Below are 16,571 nucleotides of genomic sequence, written 5' to 3'. Positions count from 1 at the left end.
CTCCAAGGCTTGGCACGAGTCCACCGACATCACCTCCAGCACCTGGTCAGGTCGGCCCGCACTCAGCAGCGTCAGGATCACCCGTATCGCCACCAAGCGCATGGAAGCCTTCGCTGGCTCGGAAGAACCAAACAAGGTGTTCGCCTACGGGGGTATCGGCCCCGGCGGCTACCCGGCCGGGCAGTATGCCGAGCTCAGGCTCGGGCTAGCCGTCACCTCCCGCCCCTAGCGTCCGGTGGTTCTGCGCGCGTGGCGACGGCAGGTACAGAACTGGCTGGGAACTCCGCCGATCGCCCGGTAGACGCCGTTCGTCAGCGGCAGCTTCTTCCGGGACGCCCGCGTCGAGGGAGTTCAGCTGCGTCCGTGACGCCGTCGTATGCTCGAGCCGTGGTTGAGATCCGCCCGGCCGGCCCGAGTCGTCTCGCCCGGATCGCTGATGTGCTCGGTCGTGCGCTTGTCACCGAACCGATGATGACGTGGCCGCTCGGAGGTCGAAGCGACGACCTCAAGGAACGCTGCATTCGAGCGTACGCGCTCTACCTCGACCCCTTATTGGACGAAGGGCTCGTCTGGGAGACCGCAGACGGGCACGGCGCCCTCGTGCTCGTGTCGCCCGACCAGACCGACGTGTGGGACGACGCACTCGGGCACGTCGACGATTCGACAACCCACGACGTCACCGATGACGGCGGACTGCGGCACGAGCGCTTCTGGGGGTGGGTCGCCTCGAAGATCCCGCCCGAGCCGGTCTGGCATCTCGACTCCGTGGCGGTCGAGCCCGGCTGGCAGGGAGGCGGGATCGGTTCGGCGCTGATCGAATTCGGGCTCGGGCGGACACGCGAGAGCAACACTGCCGTCATCCTCGAGACCGGCACGCCGCGCAACGTGACGCTCTACCAACGCCACGGATTTCGCGTCGTCGAGGAAGCTGACCCGCCCGAGGGCGGCCCGCACGTATGGTTCATGCGCCGAGACCCCTAGCCCGGCGCGATCAGGACTGAGCCGAGCCGCGCGCTCCTGCCGCGATGGGTGCGTCACTCCGCCGCCTGACGGCGCGCTGTGAGGCGATGACGGCAACAACAACGCTGTCGTTCGAGTTGCCGATCAAACTTGCTGGGCCAAACCGACGACATGACCCTGCGGGTCGGCGATGAGCGCGAATGACACTCCGGGAACGCTGACCGGCTCCTGTACGACGCGTCCGCCGAGGCGAGTCGTGTTGGCGATGGCGCCGGCCATGTCCTCGACGTCGACGAAGAACGTGACCAGGTCGCCGTCGCCCTGGAGCGGGCTGATCGCGGTGTACAGCGCGCCGGGCACCCCAGTCTCGACAAAGGTGTAGCCGGGGAAGGCGCCTTCGGTTGGGTAGGTCCACCCGAACAGCTCCCCGAAAAATGCCCTTGTTGCGTCGGGGTCGCTCGAACGGATCTCGGCGTGCACGATGGAGTGGCTCATGGTGACCTCCGGTTCTGCGGGGCCACCGGGCGTGGCCTCCAACCAGATGACGTTCGAGCCCGTCCCCAATCGACAGAGGTCAGCGACCAGCCGCAGACGCGAGAACTGTCGTTCCGTCGCGAGGCAGCGGCCAACGTGCCAGGAGAGATCACCTCAAGCCGTGGCTCGCGTGGGCCGGTATCGCATTGCGACCGCCCCCGACCGGAACTCATGGCGATCCACGAGCTCGAGCTGGATGCGCTCGCCCAGACCGGCGAGCAAGGTCGGCCCGTGTCCGGCAAGGACCGGCTGCACAACGAACACGTACTCGTCGATCAGTCCGAGATCTGCCAACGCCAAGGGGAGCGTCACACCACCTACGAACAGGCCCTCGCCCGGCTCCTGCTTGAGCCGCTGAACCGCTTGCCCCAAGTCGCCTCGCACCAGCTCGGCATTCCAGTCAACCCCGCCCAGCGTGCTCGACACGACGTACTTCTTCGTCCGGTCGATGGTCTCGGCGAAGGGGATATCCCACTCATCCATCCAGTCAGGCCACGTGCCCGTGGCCGGCCTACGCCACGCCGACTCCATCATCTCGTAGGTCACCCGGCCGAACAGCAGGGCATCGGCTCGTTCCATCTCAGCGGTCCAGTAGCGCATCGACTCCTCGTCGGGGGGCAGCCCCGCCTCGTGATGGCAGCAGCCGTCGAGTGTGACGTTGATCGAGTATCGAAGTGGTCTCATCTCGCCCTCCCTTGATGCGCGCAACGCGTCTTCACCCCGACCGTACTCAGACCAGGCGTTGCTGGTTCTGGCGAACTCGGAAGATTCGTCAGCGACGCTGAGTTCTTCGGCGCATCCCGCTTCTCGCGTGGGTTCCCATCCGGATCTAACGCGCCGCGTGAACAATCGGGTCCAGAGAAGTAGCGTCGTTTCCTATGGGAGGGGCCTGCGACAGGTGGCCGCCTCGCCCTCTGAATCGAGGAAGACGTCATGGCCGACGAACTGACGGATCCACCCGAGGACGTTGCCATACCTGCTATGCGGCAGCTCATGACCCACCGGCAACGCGTTACCTCCGTCCTCGTAGGACTCGGAGCCGGTGCGGCTGGAGTTGCGGCAGTGTTCTTGACGGCGAACGAGCTCGGCACCGCAACGCTTCTGGCGGCGGGGGTCTACTTCGTCCTCGCATCCCTTCTGGGCTGGTTCCCGAAACTCAAGTTCGGCGACAACGAGATCGACCCCAGCGAGGTCGCGGAGGCGCGAAAGGAGTCAAGCGAGGCCAAGTCTGACTCGGGAGACGCCAAGGAGGGCCTGGCAGAGGTGCTGGAGCGGCTGAACAAGCTGGAGGCAACAGCCGGCCGCCGGGAGGATGCGTCCGCACGACGCCCAGAGGACGAAACGATTCCGGGGCGCCAGGAACCGTTGCCACCAAAGCCACCTGCCGCAGGCGCCGACGACGGTCTGGACCCCCGACTCGCCCAGTTGGCGAAGCAGTACAACGAAGTCCGGTGGACGATGCCCAGCGGGGGCGAGCGAACGGCGATCATGACCGGGATAGTCACCAGCATGATTGAACTCTGTCAGCGGGTCGGGGTTCCTGACCTCGACGGGCTGCTCACAGGCGAGGACCGCGGGCGTCGACTCCTGGCCGTGGCCTTCCTCAACGCCCGACCAGACGCGAGCCGCATCCCGCAGCTTGTCCTGGCTTCGGTGCAGGAGGACAAGCCCTTCAACGAGTATTGGGCCCTTCAAACCCTACGTAAGACCCTGCGTGGCAACTGTGGCCAGCTCGTCCCCGACCTCCGGCTCAAACTCCAGGCTCGGATGAACGCATTGCCTCGCGGAACTGATCGGTGGCGGTTGATCCAAGCGATCCTCAGCGATTGTCCGTGACCACCCTGCGAGGCCGCGCGACGCGAGCAGGGGTGTCACCGGGTGCCCCGCAGCGGCGCCGACCCCGCGCTGGGCGGCGCCGACCTCGCGCTGGGGCGGCGCGGCGCGGCATACCTGATGGACCCAGCTGTCGATCAGACGGTGCCGGTGGCGAGCGCCCGGGCGACGCGGTGCTCCAGCTCGCGCGGGTAGCGCTGCACGCCGTGGGGCAGGTCTGCGGTCTGCCCGCTCAGGATGGCCTCGAGCCCGAGCAGCATGATCGCCGCGAACGGGTCGAACAGCTGGGGAGCGCCGATCCCGAGCCCGGCCGCGAGGTTGACCAGGCTCCCCCGGTTGAGCAGGTACACCCGCCGACCGTCGAGCTCAAAGCGTTCGAGGTGTCGTCGAACCGGGGTGCGCGGATGACGGTCGAGCCAGTCGACGTCGATCTCGCGGTCGCTGTGTCCGACGTTGACCAGGATCGCGCCGTCGGCGACCTGCGACAGCTGCCGCTCCCCCACCACCCCGTCGAACCCGGTGGCAGTGACGACCACACTCGCCGAGCGCAGGGCCGCGCCCATCTCCGCGACGCGGCACCCGTCGTGCTGGGCCTGCACCAGCCGCACCGGATCGAGATCGACGACGGTGACGACCGCGCCCAGATCGCGGGCACGAGCGGCGACGCCCTGTCCCACCGGCCCGAACCCGACCACGACGACCTCGCGCCCGTACATCGCCAGCCCCGTGATGGCTGAGAAGGCGGGCCACGTCTCGAGGCCGACGTGGTGACGGTTGTGGATGAGGTCCTTGAGCGCGATCCCGTTCCAGTCGAGCACCGGGAACGGGACCTGCAGTCCCTCGAGTCGGTGCAGCCCGGTCGTCGTCGCCTCGAGCGCTCCGGACGGCCGGTGGCCGGCAGCCGCAGCGGCGGCGATGAGGTCACCACCCATGTCGCACAGCGCGTCGGCTGGTTCGCTGACGAGCCACTCCAGCGACTCGTCGAGTTCGCCGGCGCTCATCCCCGCACGTGCCCGCACCTCGACGCCGATCGAGGCCAAGTGGGCGACGGCGCGATCATCGGTGCTGTCGGGGTTGCACGGCGCCATCCGCACCCGGGCGCCGGCCGCGACGAACGGAGTCACGATGCTGATCGTGTCGGCGAGGATGTGCTGGCGGCACGCCACGGTGCGACCGCTGAAGTCAGACCTTGCCACCGTGGCACCGAACGAGGTGGTGATCGGCGTCGTCCACGCGATCCACTCCAGCTCGGCAGCGTCCATGATTCAAGTACACCAGTCACGGGCACGGCAGTTGTAGGGCTACCAACGCATTTCGCGATGGCGCCAGCCGCTCGTCCGCAGACTGGGAAGTGCAAACGAGGGCCGCTGGACGCATACGTGACACGACGGTTCCGACGTGGCCGGCCAGGTCGCCCAGGGATCGTGTCGGGTGTCGCTACTGTCGGGTGTGCCTACTTTCGTTCTCATCCCGGGCGCCGGTGGATCTGCGTGGGTCTGGAGCCGTGTGAGTCGGCTCCTGGTCGAGGCCGGCCACGAGGCGATCGCGGTTGATCTGCCCGGCGACGACGAAGCCGCCGGCCTGCCCCGCTACACCGAGCTGGTCGTCGACGCGATCGGTTCACGGTCCGAGGTGGTACTCGTCGCGGGATCGCTCGGAGGCTTCACCGCGCCGCTCGTCTGCGAGAAGGTGCCGGTCCGTGAGTTGGTGCTGGTGAACGCGATGATCCCTGATCCTGGTGAGCGCGCACGCGACTGGTGGGCACATACGGGCGCGGTCGACGCCCAGGACGAGGCGGCTCGCGCCGGTGGCTACGGTCCCTTCGACGTGGCCACCTATTTCCTGCACGATGTCGACGCCTTGGTGGCAGCTGAGGGCGAGTCTCATCAGCGCTCCGAGGCCGACATCGCCTTCGAATCGGTGTGTGACTTCACGGCGTGGCCAGCAGCTCCGATTCGCGTTCTCGCCGGCGCTGACGACCGATTCTTCCCCGTCGGCCTACAGCGCCGCGTCGCTCGCGCCCGGCTCGGCGTCGAGGCCGATGTGGTTCCGGGTGGGCACCTGCTGCCGCTCGTGCAGCCGCGGCTGGTGACCGACTACCTGCTGCAGCGGACCCGCCCCTGAGTGTTACGACGCCGGCATCGGGTCGTCCGGCCGAGACCAGGCGATCGCGATCAGCTGGCGCAGGACATCCACATCGACGTCGTCAAGCTTCTTGACGTAGACGCAGCCCGCGCCCTCGGTGTACGTCCCCAACGAGGGCAGCAACGCGGCGCCCTCGGGCAGATCCTTGAGGCCGTACAGGGACAGCTGGGCCTTGCGCGGCGAGAACCCGGTCTTCGGCCAGTCACCATGCCTGCGCGGATCGGCGGGCGACACGTAGCGATAGCTGCCGTACCCGACGATCGACGGACCCCACAGGGTCGGCTCTGCACCCGTGACCTCATGGAAGATCTCGGCAAGGCGCAGACCGTCCTCCTGTCGACGAGCGGGGGTCGCGGCCTGCAGGAACTCCTCGACACTCGCCACCGTCGGCACCGTCTTCGGTTCACCCATGGTCTCAGTCTGGCACTCGATGGTGGCCGCCCTCGGAGTGGAGAGCCTTCGACGGGGCGGCACGTCGTCCCCGCAGGACGGGCGCGCACAGATTTCCAGCGGAGCACCTTCTTGCGTGAGCCAGGGCTGCAGCCGATGCTGAACAGATGGAGGTATCGGGTGTGCTGCTCGCGCTGGTGAGCGTGCTCCCCGTCCTGTTCTCCGCAGTCTGGAGCTTCATCAGAGGGCGACGGGTGCAGCAGGGGAACACCATCCGCCTGGAGATCGACGGAAGGACTCTTGAGCTCACCGACACCACGGAGGATGAGCAGCGCACCATCATCGACGCCTGGCTGAATCGCCTCAAGGAGGCGGAAGATGGCGACCGCTGAAGGGCGGCTCGGAGCGGCCACCGGCGCCGCCACCGCCCGGGCAGGATTCGCAGGCGCCGGAAGCGGCACAGGGCTGGTCGTCTTTGCCGAGTCCCTTCCAGACGGTGCGGCCCGCACGATTGCCCTCTACGTGGCTCCGGTGGTGTCGGTCCTGTTGGGCGCGCTCGCGCTGTACGTGGAGATCCAAGCTCGGCGATACATGCAGCATCGCTTGGTCCGTCGGCTTCGACGGACCCTCGAGGAGTATCTGCGCAACCCGCACACGTCTGACGAGCACAAGTTCCTCCTGCGACAACGCCTCGAACAGATCGAAGAGGTCGTGACATCTCAGGAGGTGGAGCGTATTCGCCTCATCGGCATCGGGACCTCCGACTCGGGCAGCCATCGAGCCTCATGATGCGCCTCCCCCTGGCAGGGGCGCCGCGAACCGAAGCTCGAGCTCGGTTCGGATCTCGACGTGGCGTGCCAGGAACGCCCGCTCATCCATCCGCTTCCGTCGGAGCCAGCCGGTGACCTCGGTGTTGCACTTGCTGGTGTTGCACGACCGACAGGCCGGCACCACGTTGTCGAGCGTGTACCGCCCACCACGGGATATCGGCAGGACGCAGTCACGTTGCAGTGGCCCACCGGTGGCGCCGCAGTAGGCGCACCCTCCCCACATCGCCTGCAGCGTCGTCCACTGGGCGTCGGTCAGATCATGGCTGACGAGGCCCATGCGTCGTTTCCGCCGGCTGGCCGCCCGGGCCTTGCGGGTTCTGCTCACGGTCACCTCGCCAGCGTAGGGTTCGAGGAGTCGGATCGACGGCAACGCGGTGCGAGCATCGGCGCATGTCCTGGAGAGCGAATGCGTGGCGCCCTCGCGGTATCACTGACCCGCCTGCTCCCTCTTTGAGGACAAGGGGTTGGGCGACCTGCCCAGCCCAAGTTGGAGGTCGTCATGCGTGACGAATTCACAGCCCGGGTCTCGAGCCTGGCGATGGTCGTGGCAGCCCTGGCGACGCTGGGAGCAGTGATCTACCTGTCGGTGCGTGGCGAGCAGGTGAACGAGTACCTCGCAGGTCTCGCGGGGCTCACGGTCGGCGCCCTCCTGCCCTCGCCGCTCTCGTCGGCACGCACCGCCCCACCGCGACCCGAGCAGGGACGTCACCGGGTCCCCCGCGGCAGCGCCGACCTCGCGCGCTGAGGCGGCGCAGCGCGGCATACCCAAAAGCAGGGAAGGCGGCGGCGAAGGTCTGACGCAGCGCGAGCGGAGCCAACTGGCTCCTAGTAGCTCGTGCCCTTGCGCCACGCCATCTCCTGCAGCTCGAAGGTGTTGCCGTCAGGATCGGAGAAGCCTGCTCCCTTGACGCCGCCGCCGAAGTCGTGGACCTCGCCGACCTCCACGCCTCTGCGGACGAGCTCGGCACGCGCCTCGGCGACGTCCTCGACCACGAGGTGCACGCCTCTGACACTGCCGGGCGCTCCCGCGTACACCTCCAGCCCTGTCCCAAAACCGACGGAACAACCCGAGCCCTCTGGGGTGAACTGGACGACCCGCACGCCCTCGCTGGGCTGCACGTCGACGTCCTTCTTCCAGCCGAGCTTGTCGGCATAGAACGCGATGGCTCGTTCCACGTCCGCAACCGGGAGCGGGATCAGCTCCACCTTCATCTGCATCGCAGTCGAACCCCCTTGGCCTGTCTCGTCCATCCGATCATGGCATGGGCTCGGCCTCCGAGATGGCGGAGCCGGCGATGTGGGTGTTGAACGGCAGGAAGGGCGAGTGGATCCGGTGGTGGCTGAGGTCGACGCTGGTGAAGCCCGCGGACCGGATCACGCTTGCGAGGTCTCGTTCGCAGGAACAGCCTTCGAAGACCCACGCCCACGGTCGACGCAGGATCCGCTGCGCCCACCGCGTCGGCGTGCCACGCCTCGCGGCAACGTGCTCGGCGAAGCTGAACCGACCTCCGGGACGCAGGATGCGGCGAACCTCGGCGAGGACGGCCTCCGGGTCGCGGACGCTGCACAGGACCAGGCTGGAGATGACGGCATCGGCGCTGGCGTCGGGCAGGTCGATCCGTTCGGCGACGACGCTGCGGATCTCGACTTCGACACCGCGTGCGCGGGCCGCACGCCGCAGCCGCGTGTGCATGTAGGGGTTGGGTTCGATCGCGATCAGGCGAGCGCCGACCGGCAGGTAGCGCAGGTTCGCCCCGACTCCCGATCCCAGCTCGACCACGGTCGGCGGGAGGTCGGCAAAGGCCGTGGCCTTGAACTTGCTCATGTGCCAGTTGATGTAGCCGCCCATGAACCAGAAGAAGGCGGAGTTGAACCGGCCGCGCGCTGGGTGCTCGCCGAACTCCTCCAACTCCTCGGGCGCACGGGTGCGCGTGGTCGTCTCCTCGGGCGCACGGGTGCGCGTGGTCGTCTCCTCGGGCGCACGGGTGCGCGTGGTCGTCATGGTGGCGGGTTGTGTGAGGTGAGTGGTCATGCGTCGAGCGTGGCCGACGCGCGGTGAGGCCGTCAGCAGTGGAAATACCGCAGTTGGGAGATCAGTCCCCCAGGTTGGACGCGACGTACCACGCCGCGATCTGGGCACGGGACCGGAACCCGAGTCGGTCGCGAATCCGTTCGACGTGCGACTCGGCGGACCGCTCGCTGATCACCAGCTCCTCCGCGATCTGCCGATTCGACCAGCCCTGCGCCACCAGCGCCGCCACCTGCGTCTGGCGCGTGGTCAACGTGGGCCCTGTCCTGCGCTCGAGAGGGGGCAGTCCCAAGCCGCGGCGCATGGCGTTCAGCACGGAGAGGGTGTCGCCCGCGAAGGGGATGTGTGTCCGACCGGCGAGCACCGTCAGCGTCGCGCCGTCGATGCCGGCTGCCAGCCGCTCGGCTTCGGCAAGCGGCACCGCGCGATCGTCGTGCCGGTGGATGACCGAGGTGGGTGCACTGATCAGGCTGAGGTCGCGGGCGACGTCGATGTCGTAGCACGCGGCCAACAGCCGGTGCGCCCACGCAGCGGAGGCCGATTCCCTTTGGTAGCGGGAGAACATCGCGCGGAACCCGGCGTCCGCGTCGGGGGCGAAGATCTCGGTCAGCACATCCGATGCGAATCCCCAGTGCCGCGCGACCAAGCCGAGCACGTGCTCGCGGACGGCGGGGGCAGCCACCCCGTCACCGTCGACCCACCCGCCGTAGAGCACCAGGCGCGTCACCGACTCCGGATGACGAGCGGCCCACCTCACCGCGAGTGGCGCACCGAAGGAGGCGCCGACCAGGTCGAAGCGTTCGACCCCTACAGCGGTCGCGACCGAGTGCAGAACGTCCAGCTCCAGCTCGACGATGTCCGTGCGACTGGTACTCCCCGACAGACCGCACCCCGGTCTGTCGTACCGCACGAGGGTCCGACCGTCCCCGAGTCCCTCATAGAACTGACGCTCGGCCGGCAGCGCCCACCCGAGTTCGAGGTGCGACACCCACCCCGGCACGTAGATCGCGACCGGGCCCCGGCCGGCGACGGCGAACCGGATCTTCGTGCCGTCCTCGAGCGTGGCCAGGCCGAGCTGTTGCTCCACGAGCGTCATTGTGCAGCCGGCCGCCGGTCGGCGAAAGCAACGACAGGTCCGGGCGAGGTAGCTGGCGCCTATCGACGTCCACCCTCTGACGCGGTTAGGTGGTTTCGTGTCGACTGCTTCTCCCGTCACGACGGCACGCGGGGTCGTGCGGACCTACCTGATGCTGCTCCTGGGCAACACCCTTGCCCAGGCCCTGATCTGGGGCATCAACACGATCTTCCTGCTCGACGCCGGCCTGTCGAACCTCGAGGCCTTCGCGGCGAACGCCTTCTTCACCGCGGGCATGGTGATCTTCGAGGTGCCCACCGGGGTGGTGGCCGACACGATCGGTCGCCGCGCGTCATACCTGCTCGGCACGATCACGCTCAGCGTGGCCACCCTGGCCTACGTGGGGCTCTGGCACTGGCACTCAGCGTTCTGGCTGTGGGCCCTGGTCTCCATCGGGCTCGGACTCGGCTTCACCTTCTTCTCGGGCGCGGTCGAGGCATGGCTCATCGACGCCCTGGCAGCGGTCAACTTCACCGGGACGGTCGAGTCGGTGTTCGGGCGCGGTCAGGTGGTGGGCGGGGCCGCGATGCTGGTCGGGTCGCTCGGCGGGGGTGTCATCGCCCAGCACACGTCGGTCGGTGTCCCGTTCGTGCTCCGCGCCGCGATCCTCGCGGTGATGTTCCTGTTCGCGTACGTCGTGATGCACGACATCGGCTTCACCCCTGACCCACGCGGCCGGCCACTCGCCGAGATGCGACACATCGTCGTGACCTCGGTGGACCTCGGGTGGCGGGTGCCCGCAGTCAAGTGGTTGATGGTCGAGTCGCTGTTCACCGGTGGCGTGGCCATCTACGCCTTCTACGCGCTGCAGCCGTACCTCCTGGAGCTGTACGGCGACCCCCACGCGTACCAGATCGCCGGTCTCGCCGCGGCGATCGTCGCCGGGGCCCAGATCCTCGGAGGTCTGCTCGCTCCCCGGCTGCGCCAGTTCGTCCACCGTCGTACGAGCGCCCTCGCCGCGATCTCGGCCCTGGGGACGCTGGCGCTCGCGCTGATGGGGCTGGTGCAGAACTTCTGGGTCGTCATCAGCCTGGTGAGCGTGTGGGGTCTGCTCTGGGCGGCAGCGATGCCGATCCGCCAGACCTACCTCAACGGCCTCATCCCCTCCAAGCAGCGCGCCACGATCCTGTCGTTCGACTCCCTCATGGGCTCAAGCGGTGGGGTCTGGGGCCAGCCGGTCCTCGGCAAGTCAGCCGACCTGTGGGGGTACGGACCGTCGTACGTCGTGGGTGCCGCGATCTCGGCTCTCGCGTTGCCCGCACTCCTGCTCTCACGTCGCCAGAACGCGCCCGCCGACCGGGTCACCTCGAGCCCCGCCGCGCCCGGCGTGGGCCCACCCGCCCCCGCCGGCCAATAGGTCCCGCGCCGCCGGGGCCGCGCGGGCGTCTTTTCGCGTATGCCGGTCGGCGCGGTCATGCAGTCAGGTCGCCTGCAGTCAGGTCGCCTGCAGTCAGGTCGCCTGCGACAGGGCGGTGGCGATCACGGCGGCAGTCTGTTGCGGCACCTCGTCCGGCAGGAGGAACACCGCACCGGGGATCGTCACCAGGGTCACGTGGGCAGCCGCCGTGAGGGTCGCGCGCTCGGCGTCAGTGAGGCCACCGTCCCCCTTCTCGGCGTGAACCACCCACACCGGCGTGCTGCACGCGGCAAGCCGGGTCGCGTAGTCGGTGTCCGCGTCGATGTAGTCGAGGTACACCGCGCTTGCCCGGACCGCGTCTGCGGCCCTGTTCTGCTTGAGGTCCTCGATCAGCTCCCGCTTGTGCGGCTCGGGCGCCTTGACGGACCTGGCCATCAGGGGCAGGAGCCTGAGCAGGATGGCCATCGGCCAGCTGCCCACCTTCTGCGATGCCCGTACCGCGGCGCGGAAGAACCTGGCCTCGTCCTCCGTCCTTAGGCTGATGCCGAGCAGGACGACCGGGCCCCGGAAGTGACCGGACAGGAGCGCCTCCAGCGCGACCGTGGCGCCGTGGGAGAAGCCCACCACCACGTCGCAGCCGTGTTCCTCGGCCAGCTCCCCGACCCGACGGGCCAGAGCGGGGACCGACACGTCCTCGGCCAGCGGGGCACCCGCCATGCCCGGCAGCGTCGTGGCCACCAGGCGAACCCCGGACAGCGCCTGGTCAGCCATCACCAGACTGAACGAGCGGGCGGAGTTGGCGCCACCTGGTAGGAGCAGGACCGACTGGTCCGCATCCTCCGGGCCCGCGGTCACCAGCTCCCAGGCACCCCTCATCGCACCTCCGCAACGACCGCTCCGTGGACGCCGGGGCTCAACCGCCCTGCTTCGCAGCCAAGGCCTCGAAGTTCTCGTAGAGCTCGGGAACGCCGTGCTTGTCGCGCTCTCTCAGGGCGGCCGGGCCGACGCGGGCCCAGACGCCGGACACCCACCACCAGTCGAGCACGAGGTCCGTGTCGATCAGCCCATTCTTGGTGAGGGTGCCGATGGTCTCTCCCCAGTTGAGCACCCGTGAGACGAGAACGTCCTTCGTGGTTGCGGTGTCGGGGTCGAAGTCGTCAGCCCACACGGCCTGCATGGCTTCTTCCAAACCCATCGTCGAGCCCCACTGCGCCAGCTGCACGAGCAGGGCGCCGTCCTGCCGATCTGCCATCTCACCCACCTCGTCAGAGCCTGGCCTCTCCGGACGAAAACGCTACGCCGCGCCACCTGCCCACGCCATACGCTCTTCGGACGAGCCCCTCCCCGCGGAGGCAGGGGAAGCGACCGACGCCGGCTTTCGGCGAGGGCGCTCGGACGGTCAAGGCGCTCGGACCGACTCAGGCAAGGCCGTCGAACGGACGCACCTCGACCTTGCCCCTACAGGCCTTGGACCCCTCGGCGGCGAGCCTGAGCGCCACGTCGAGGTCGGGAGCGTCGATCACCCAGAAACCCCCGAGGACCTCCTTGGACTCCAGGTAGGGGCCGTCGGTGAGAACCGGCGTGTCTCCCTGGCCGTCGACGACGGTCGCCGTCGAGGCAGGCTGAAGTCCTCCGGCGAAGACCCAGTAACCCTCGGACCGCAGCTTGTCGTTGAAGACACCAGTCGCGGCGAAGGACTCCTCCATCTCCTCCTTGGAGCCGTAGTTGCCGAACTCGTCCATCTCGGCGGGGCCGTGCACGGCCAGCAGGTAGTGCGTCATCACAGTCTCCTCAGTTGCGGGGCGGTCCCGTTGACCACCTTCCACCCACACCACGAACGACACCCCACGAATACGACAACAGGCGCGGGTCCCTAGTCCCCGATGTGCCTTCGCGCGCATTCCATGACCGCGTCCAGGTCCGCGCCGTACGTGCCGCGTCCCGTCGCGGCATACGCAGCCAGCTTCGTCCCCGCCCGCTCAGCGAGGCGTTCCGCGCCCGTTCGGTTGCCCCGAGCAGCGTGGGTGATCGCGACGCAGACCTGTGCCAGCCCCTGCCACAGGTCCCGTTCCTCGTCAGGCCCCGCTTTCCAGCGCGCCTCGAGAACCTCGTGGGCGGCAAATGGGCGACCGGCCTCAACGAGCTCTCGTGCCCTGCTCAACGTCTCCTCAGGGGGAAGCGGCTCCTCGGGAACCGGCTCGACTCCTTGGGCGCCGTAGGGCAAGGGCCGACCCAGCTCATCCCGGGGCCTCGCCTGACGAGCACGCCCCAGCGCATCGCGGTCACGCTCGGATCCGGTCACGCCAACACCCTCTCAGGGAAAGCACCCTCACGGCGCGAGACGCTCTCTCCAGAAGTGATCTGGAAATCAGGCCTCGGGGGTGTCCAGGCCCTTCGCGATCGCGAACCTGACCAGCTCGATGCGGTTGTGCAGCTGCAGCTTCCCGAGGGTGTTCTGCACATGGTTCTGCACGGTGCGGTGCGAGATGAACAGGTCGGAGGCGATCTCCTTGTAGGACATGCCCGTCGCAACCAGCTTGAGCACCTCGGTCTCGCGCTCGGTCAGTTCGGGGATCGGCCGCGACGGGTCGACCTGCGGCTGGGTCGACATCCTGCGGAACTCCCCCAGCACCAGACCGGCCAGCCCCGGGGTGAACACCGCCTCCCCACGGGCAGTCGCCTCGACCGCGGCCACGATCTCCTCCCGCGAGGCGGACTTCACGAGATAGCCGGTCGCCCCGGCCTTGACCGCCTCGAGGACGTCCTGCTGCTCACCGGACGCCGACAGCACCAGCACCCGGGTGGCGAGGGACCCCAGTGCGGCGCACACCTCGTGCCCGCGCATCCCGGGCAGGTTGAGGTCGAGGACGAGCACGTCGGGGCGGGTGGCCCTGGTCCGGTTGACCGCGGCGGGTCCGTCGTTCGCCGTGGCCAGCACGGTCATCCCCGCCTCGGCGAGGTCGCGCGCGACGGCGTCCCGCCACAGTGGGTGGTCGTCCGCGACGACGACGCTCACCGGCGCAGCGTCCGCAGGCTCGACTTGCTGGTCGTTCATCGCACTCCCTCGTTGTCGCGTCCGCTGCCGCGGTCGTTGTCAGGTTCGCGGCCGCGTCCCTTGTCGCGGCCGCCATCGCGGCCGCCATCGCGTCCGCCGTCCTTCGGCGCCCGCATCCGCACGGTCACCCCCGCACCCTCTCGCACCGTGTACTCGGCCGTTCCACCCAGATCGGTCAACCGCCCGCGGATGCTCGACGAGGCGCCCATCCGCCCGGCGGCGGCCGCCTCGTCGAGGCGACCAGCCGGCATACCCACGCCGTTGTCACGCACGGTCAGGGCGACCTCGCTGCCGTCGTCCTCGACGAGCACCCAGGCCTGCGCCTCGTCGCCGGCGTGCAGCCGCACGTTGTCGAGCGCGGCTCCGACCGCTGCCACGAGCTCGCCGGCCACGCGGGGTGGCACGAGCACGGGGTCGGCCGGCGCGACGAGGTGGACCTRTCCCCCGGCGAACCGCCCGAGCTGCTGGCGCAGGTCGAGGTCGCCGGTCACGGTGGCTTCGGTGTCGGCCGACGACGTGCCGCTCACGAGGGCGCGCAGCAGGCGTTCCTGGTCGGCGGCCATGCCTCCGAGCTGCGCGGCCTCGCCTCCGAGCTGGGTGCCGCGCCGGTTGATGAAGGCCAGCGTCTGCAGGACACCGTCGTGCACGGTGCGGGCCAGCCGTTCGCGCTCGCGCACCTGCGCCTCGAGGGCCAGTGCCTCGCGCAGCTTGGCGTGGCCCTCACGCGCGAGGTCGCAGGCGTAGCCGATGAGGGCGCCGATGAGGAGCAGCAGGACGATGTTGTTGACGGTGTTGGGTGTGGGTTTGCCGACCTCGACCACGTCGACGATGCCGATGAAGATGGCCGCGGGTATGCCGCCCTTGCGGCCCAGCAGCACCGCCGCCGACACGACGCCGGCCGCGGGCCAGATGGTGGGGAGGGTGCGCGAGCCCTGCTCGATCGCCGCGGACGTGTCGACCACCAGGGTGGCCATGATCGCTGCCGCGCCGAGCAGCAGCTCGACGACCACCAGCCACAGCCGGCGCCGCCGGTAGAAGACCAGGAAGACGGTCCAGAGACCCAGCACCCCGAGGACCGCCCAGCCGAGGGCCGGTCGCGCGAGGTCGTGCGGGCGGTCGGCCAGTGAGTACGCGGCATACGCGAGAGCGATGGGCCGGAAGACGTCGATGCCCTTCCAGAAGGCAGACACGACCTCGGGCTGGGAGTCCGGTGACGCGATGGCGCGGCGCGCGGACAGGCTCAGGTGCCGCGCCACGCCGAAGGGGTCCTCAGCTCGCCGCGCGGGCGCCGGGCGGCACCTCGTCCGAGACCGAGTGGCTGTCGCGCTCGGTGTCGCGCTCGGTGTCGCGCTYGGCGCCGCGTCCGGTGCCGGGCTCGGTGCCGGGCTCGGTGCCGCGCGCCACGTCGTCGCGGTCGGCTGCGGCCTCGTCCTCGCTGCGGTCGTCGTCAGCGCCGGTCCGCTCGTCGATGTCGCCCACGGCGTCGTCGACGCTCGGGCGCTGGCGCACCTTGCGTGAGCTCTCGTCGTCGCCGGCGTCGAGAGCCTCCTCGAGCTCCTTGGCGGCCGAGCCCGGGAGGGCGGCCTCCTGGAGCTCACGGGCCTTGGTCTTGGCAGCAGCGAGGATGCGGTCCTTCATCGACGTGGCGTACATGTCGACGTACTCCTGGCCGGACAGCAGCATCAGCTCGTACATGATCTCGTCGGTGATCGAGCGCAGGACGAAGCGGTCGTCCTCCATGCCCTCGTAGCGCGAGAAGTCCAGCGGCTTGCCGATCTTGACGCCGATCCGGATCAGCTTGGGGATCTTGGTGCCGGTCGGTTGCGCCTTGTCGGTGCCGATCATCGCGACGGGAAGCACCTTGACCTTGCCCTCGAGCGCCATCCGGGCGACACCGGTGCGGCCACGGTAGAGGCGGCCGTCGGGGCTACGGGTGCCCTCGGGGTAGATGCCGAGCAGCTCGTCGCGGCGCAGCACCTTCAGACCAGAGCGCAGGGCCGCCTCGCCGGCGCGACCGCCGGAACGATCCACCGGCAGCTGACCGACACCGCGGAAGAACGCGGCGGTCATCCGGCCCTTGAGGCCTCGTCCCGTGAAGTAGTCGGACTTGGCCAGGAACGTCATCCGTCGCGGGATCACCAACGGGAGGAAGATGGAGTCCGAGAACGACAGGTGGTTGCTCGCGAAGATGGCTGGACCGTCGTCGGGAATGTTCTCCTCGCCCTCGACCCACGGGCGAAAGAGCAACTTGAGGATCGGGCCAAGAACGACCGTCTTGAGCACCCAGTAGAACACCAGCACAC

The 16,571-nt window shown here is 68.9% G+C and carries 23 protein-coding genes; 8 read left to right on the top strand and 15 right to left on the bottom strand.

From position 1 onward, the window contains the following. Together AC1DVZ_RS08445 and AC1DVZ_RS08440 are read left to right on the top strand one after the other, a co-directional pair. The coding region (locus tag AC1DVZ_RS08445) for a hypothetical protein (protein WP_477617740.1) at window positions 1-229 on the top strand (229 nt) is incomplete at its 5' end. Between the two features lie 158 nt (window positions 230-387). After that, a complete protein-coding gene (locus tag AC1DVZ_RS08440; protein ID WP_477617739.1) occupies window positions 388-981 on the top strand; it encodes a GNAT family N-acetyltransferase in 594 nt (197 codons plus the stop codon). 123 nt (window positions 982-1,104) lie between these two features. On the opposite strand, the gene AC1DVZ_RS08435 is transcribed toward AC1DVZ_RS08440, so the two are convergent. Further along, a complete protein-coding gene (locus tag AC1DVZ_RS08435) occupies window positions 1,105-1,455 on the bottom strand; it encodes a VOC family protein (protein WP_477617738.1) in 351 nt (116 codons plus the stop codon). 153 nt (window positions 1,456-1,608) lie between these two features. Next, window positions 1,609-2,178, bottom strand: a complete 570-nt coding sequence (locus AC1DVZ_RS08430; RefSeq protein WP_477617737.1) for a dihydrofolate reductase family protein — start codon at window positions 2,176-2,178, stop codon at window positions 1,609-1,611. Between the two features lie 249 nt (window positions 2,179-2,427). Between AC1DVZ_RS08430 and AC1DVZ_RS08425 the strand changes: the two genes are divergently transcribed. Further along, window positions 2,428-3,330 (top strand): hypothetical protein, encoded by a 903-nt coding sequence (locus tag AC1DVZ_RS08425; protein WP_477617736.1) that lies wholly within the window; start codon window positions 2,428-2,430, stop codon window positions 3,328-3,330. A gap of 134 nt (window positions 3,331-3,464) precedes the next feature. Here AC1DVZ_RS08425 and AC1DVZ_RS08420 read toward each other — a convergent pair whose 3' ends face one another. Next, window positions 3,465-4,589: an adenosylhomocysteinase gene (locus AC1DVZ_RS08420; RefSeq protein ID WP_477617735.1), complete on the bottom strand. Its 1,125-nt coding sequence runs from the start codon at window positions 4,587-4,589 to the stop codon at window positions 3,465-3,467. Window positions 4,590-4,725: 136 nt separating this feature from the next. Between AC1DVZ_RS08420 and AC1DVZ_RS08415 the strand changes: the two genes are divergently transcribed. Beyond that, window positions 4,726-5,451, top strand: a complete 726-nt coding sequence (locus AC1DVZ_RS08415) for an alpha/beta fold hydrolase (protein WP_477617734.1) — start codon at window positions 4,726-4,728, stop codon at window positions 5,449-5,451. Between the two features lie 3 nt (window positions 5,452-5,454). Here AC1DVZ_RS08415 and AC1DVZ_RS08410 read toward each other — a convergent pair whose 3' ends face one another. Beyond that, entirely contained in the window at window positions 5,455-5,883 is a 429-nt protein-coding gene (locus tag AC1DVZ_RS08410) for a DUF1801 domain-containing protein (RefSeq protein ID WP_477617733.1), read from the bottom strand. 161 nt (window positions 5,884-6,044) lie between these two features. Between AC1DVZ_RS08410 and AC1DVZ_RS08405 the strand changes: the two genes are divergently transcribed. Together AC1DVZ_RS08405 and AC1DVZ_RS08400 are read left to right on the top strand one after the other, a co-directional pair. Continuing rightward, window positions 6,045-6,254, top strand: a complete 210-nt coding sequence (locus AC1DVZ_RS08405; protein WP_477617732.1) for a hypothetical protein — start codon at window positions 6,045-6,047, stop codon at window positions 6,252-6,254. After that, window positions 6,241-6,651, top strand: a complete 411-nt coding sequence (locus AC1DVZ_RS08400; protein ID WP_477617731.1) for a hypothetical protein — start codon at window positions 6,241-6,243, stop codon at window positions 6,649-6,651. The genes AC1DVZ_RS08405 and AC1DVZ_RS08400 overlap by 14 nt, the downstream gene beginning before the upstream one ends. On the opposite strand, the gene AC1DVZ_RS08395 is transcribed toward AC1DVZ_RS08400, so the two are convergent. Continuing rightward, complete coding sequence (locus AC1DVZ_RS08395; protein ID WP_477617730.1) at window positions 6,646-7,023, bottom strand: HNH endonuclease; 378 nt, start codon at window positions 7,021-7,023, stop codon at window positions 6,646-6,648. The genes AC1DVZ_RS08400 and AC1DVZ_RS08395 overlap by 6 nt on opposite strands. 168 nt (window positions 7,024-7,191) lie before the next feature. Between AC1DVZ_RS08395 and AC1DVZ_RS08390 the strand changes: the two genes are divergently transcribed. Further along, window positions 7,192-7,437 (top strand): hypothetical protein, encoded by a 246-nt coding sequence (locus AC1DVZ_RS08390; RefSeq protein ID WP_477617729.1) that lies wholly within the window; start codon window positions 7,192-7,194, stop codon window positions 7,435-7,437. Between the two features lie 80 nt (window positions 7,438-7,517). Here AC1DVZ_RS08390 and AC1DVZ_RS08385 read toward each other — a convergent pair whose 3' ends face one another. From AC1DVZ_RS08385 to AC1DVZ_RS08375, 3 genes are all read right to left on the bottom strand, one after another. Continuing rightward, window positions 7,518-7,910 (bottom strand): VOC family protein, encoded by a 393-nt coding sequence (locus AC1DVZ_RS08385; protein WP_477617728.1) that lies wholly within the window; start codon window positions 7,908-7,910, stop codon window positions 7,518-7,520. Between the two features lie 37 nt (window positions 7,911-7,947). Continuing rightward, the gene (locus AC1DVZ_RS08380) at window positions 7,948-8,724 is read right to left on the bottom strand and encodes a class I SAM-dependent methyltransferase (protein ID WP_477617727.1); all 777 of its coding nucleotides are present in this window, start codon (window positions 8,722-8,724) and stop codon (window positions 7,948-7,950) included. A 61-nt stretch (window positions 8,725-8,785) separates the two neighbouring features. Continuing rightward, on the bottom strand, window positions 8,786-9,817 hold the full coding sequence (locus tag AC1DVZ_RS08375; RefSeq protein ID WP_477617726.1) for an alpha/beta fold hydrolase: 1,032 nt from the start codon (window positions 9,815-9,817) through the stop codon (window positions 8,786-8,788). 151 nt (window positions 9,818-9,968) lie between these two features. Here AC1DVZ_RS08375 and AC1DVZ_RS08370 point away from each other — a divergent pair, with 151 nt between their 5' ends. Then, window positions 9,969-11,213 (top strand): MFS transporter, encoded by a 1,245-nt coding sequence (locus AC1DVZ_RS08370; protein ID WP_477617742.1) that lies wholly within the window; start codon window positions 9,969-9,971, stop codon window positions 11,211-11,213. A gap of 93 nt (window positions 11,214-11,306) precedes the next feature. Here the strand turns inward: AC1DVZ_RS08370 and AC1DVZ_RS08365 are convergent, their stop codons facing one another. The 7 genes from AC1DVZ_RS08365 to AC1DVZ_RS08335 form a co-directional block, all read right to left on the bottom strand. Beyond that, a complete protein-coding gene (locus tag AC1DVZ_RS08365) occupies window positions 11,307-12,089 on the bottom strand; it encodes an alpha/beta fold hydrolase (RefSeq protein ID WP_477617725.1) in 783 nt (260 codons plus the stop codon). Between the two features lie 37 nt (window positions 12,090-12,126). Next, window positions 12,127-12,465, bottom strand: coding sequence for a DUF4760 domain-containing protein (locus AC1DVZ_RS08360; RefSeq protein WP_477617724.1), 339 nt, complete (start codon window positions 12,463-12,465; stop codon window positions 12,127-12,129). A 166-nt stretch (window positions 12,466-12,631) separates the two neighbouring features. Then, window positions 12,632-12,994 carry a YciI family protein gene (locus AC1DVZ_RS08355; RefSeq protein ID WP_477617723.1) on the bottom strand — a complete coding sequence of 121 codons (363 nt, stop codon included), beginning with the start codon at window positions 12,992-12,994 and terminating at the stop codon, window positions 12,632-12,634. A 92-nt stretch (window positions 12,995-13,086) separates the two neighbouring features. After that, window positions 13,087-13,515 (bottom strand): DUF309 domain-containing protein, encoded by a 429-nt coding sequence (locus AC1DVZ_RS08350; RefSeq protein ID WP_477617722.1) that lies wholly within the window; start codon window positions 13,513-13,515, stop codon window positions 13,087-13,089. Between the two features lie 66 nt (window positions 13,516-13,581). Then, window positions 13,582-14,268, bottom strand: coding sequence for a response regulator (locus tag AC1DVZ_RS08345; RefSeq protein WP_477617721.1), 687 nt, complete (start codon window positions 14,266-14,268; stop codon window positions 13,582-13,584). Beyond that, entirely contained in the window at window positions 14,265-15,524 is a 1,260-nt protein-coding gene (gene macS / locus AC1DVZ_RS08340) for a MacS family sensor histidine kinase (protein ID WP_477617720.1), read from the bottom strand. The genes AC1DVZ_RS08345 and macS overlap by 4 nt, the downstream gene beginning before the upstream one ends. 13 nt (window positions 15,525-15,537) lie before the next feature. Then, entirely contained in the window at window positions 15,538-16,563 is a 1,026-nt protein-coding gene (locus tag AC1DVZ_RS08335; protein WP_477617719.1) for a lysophospholipid acyltransferase family protein, read from the bottom strand. Window positions 16,564-16,571: the final 8 nt, after the last annotated feature.

This window comes from Pedococcus sp. P2_E5, from assembly GCF_056403895.1.
The sequence above is the reverse complement of the archived record's forward strand: the minus strand, read 5'-3'. Positions and strand labels throughout refer to the sequence as shown.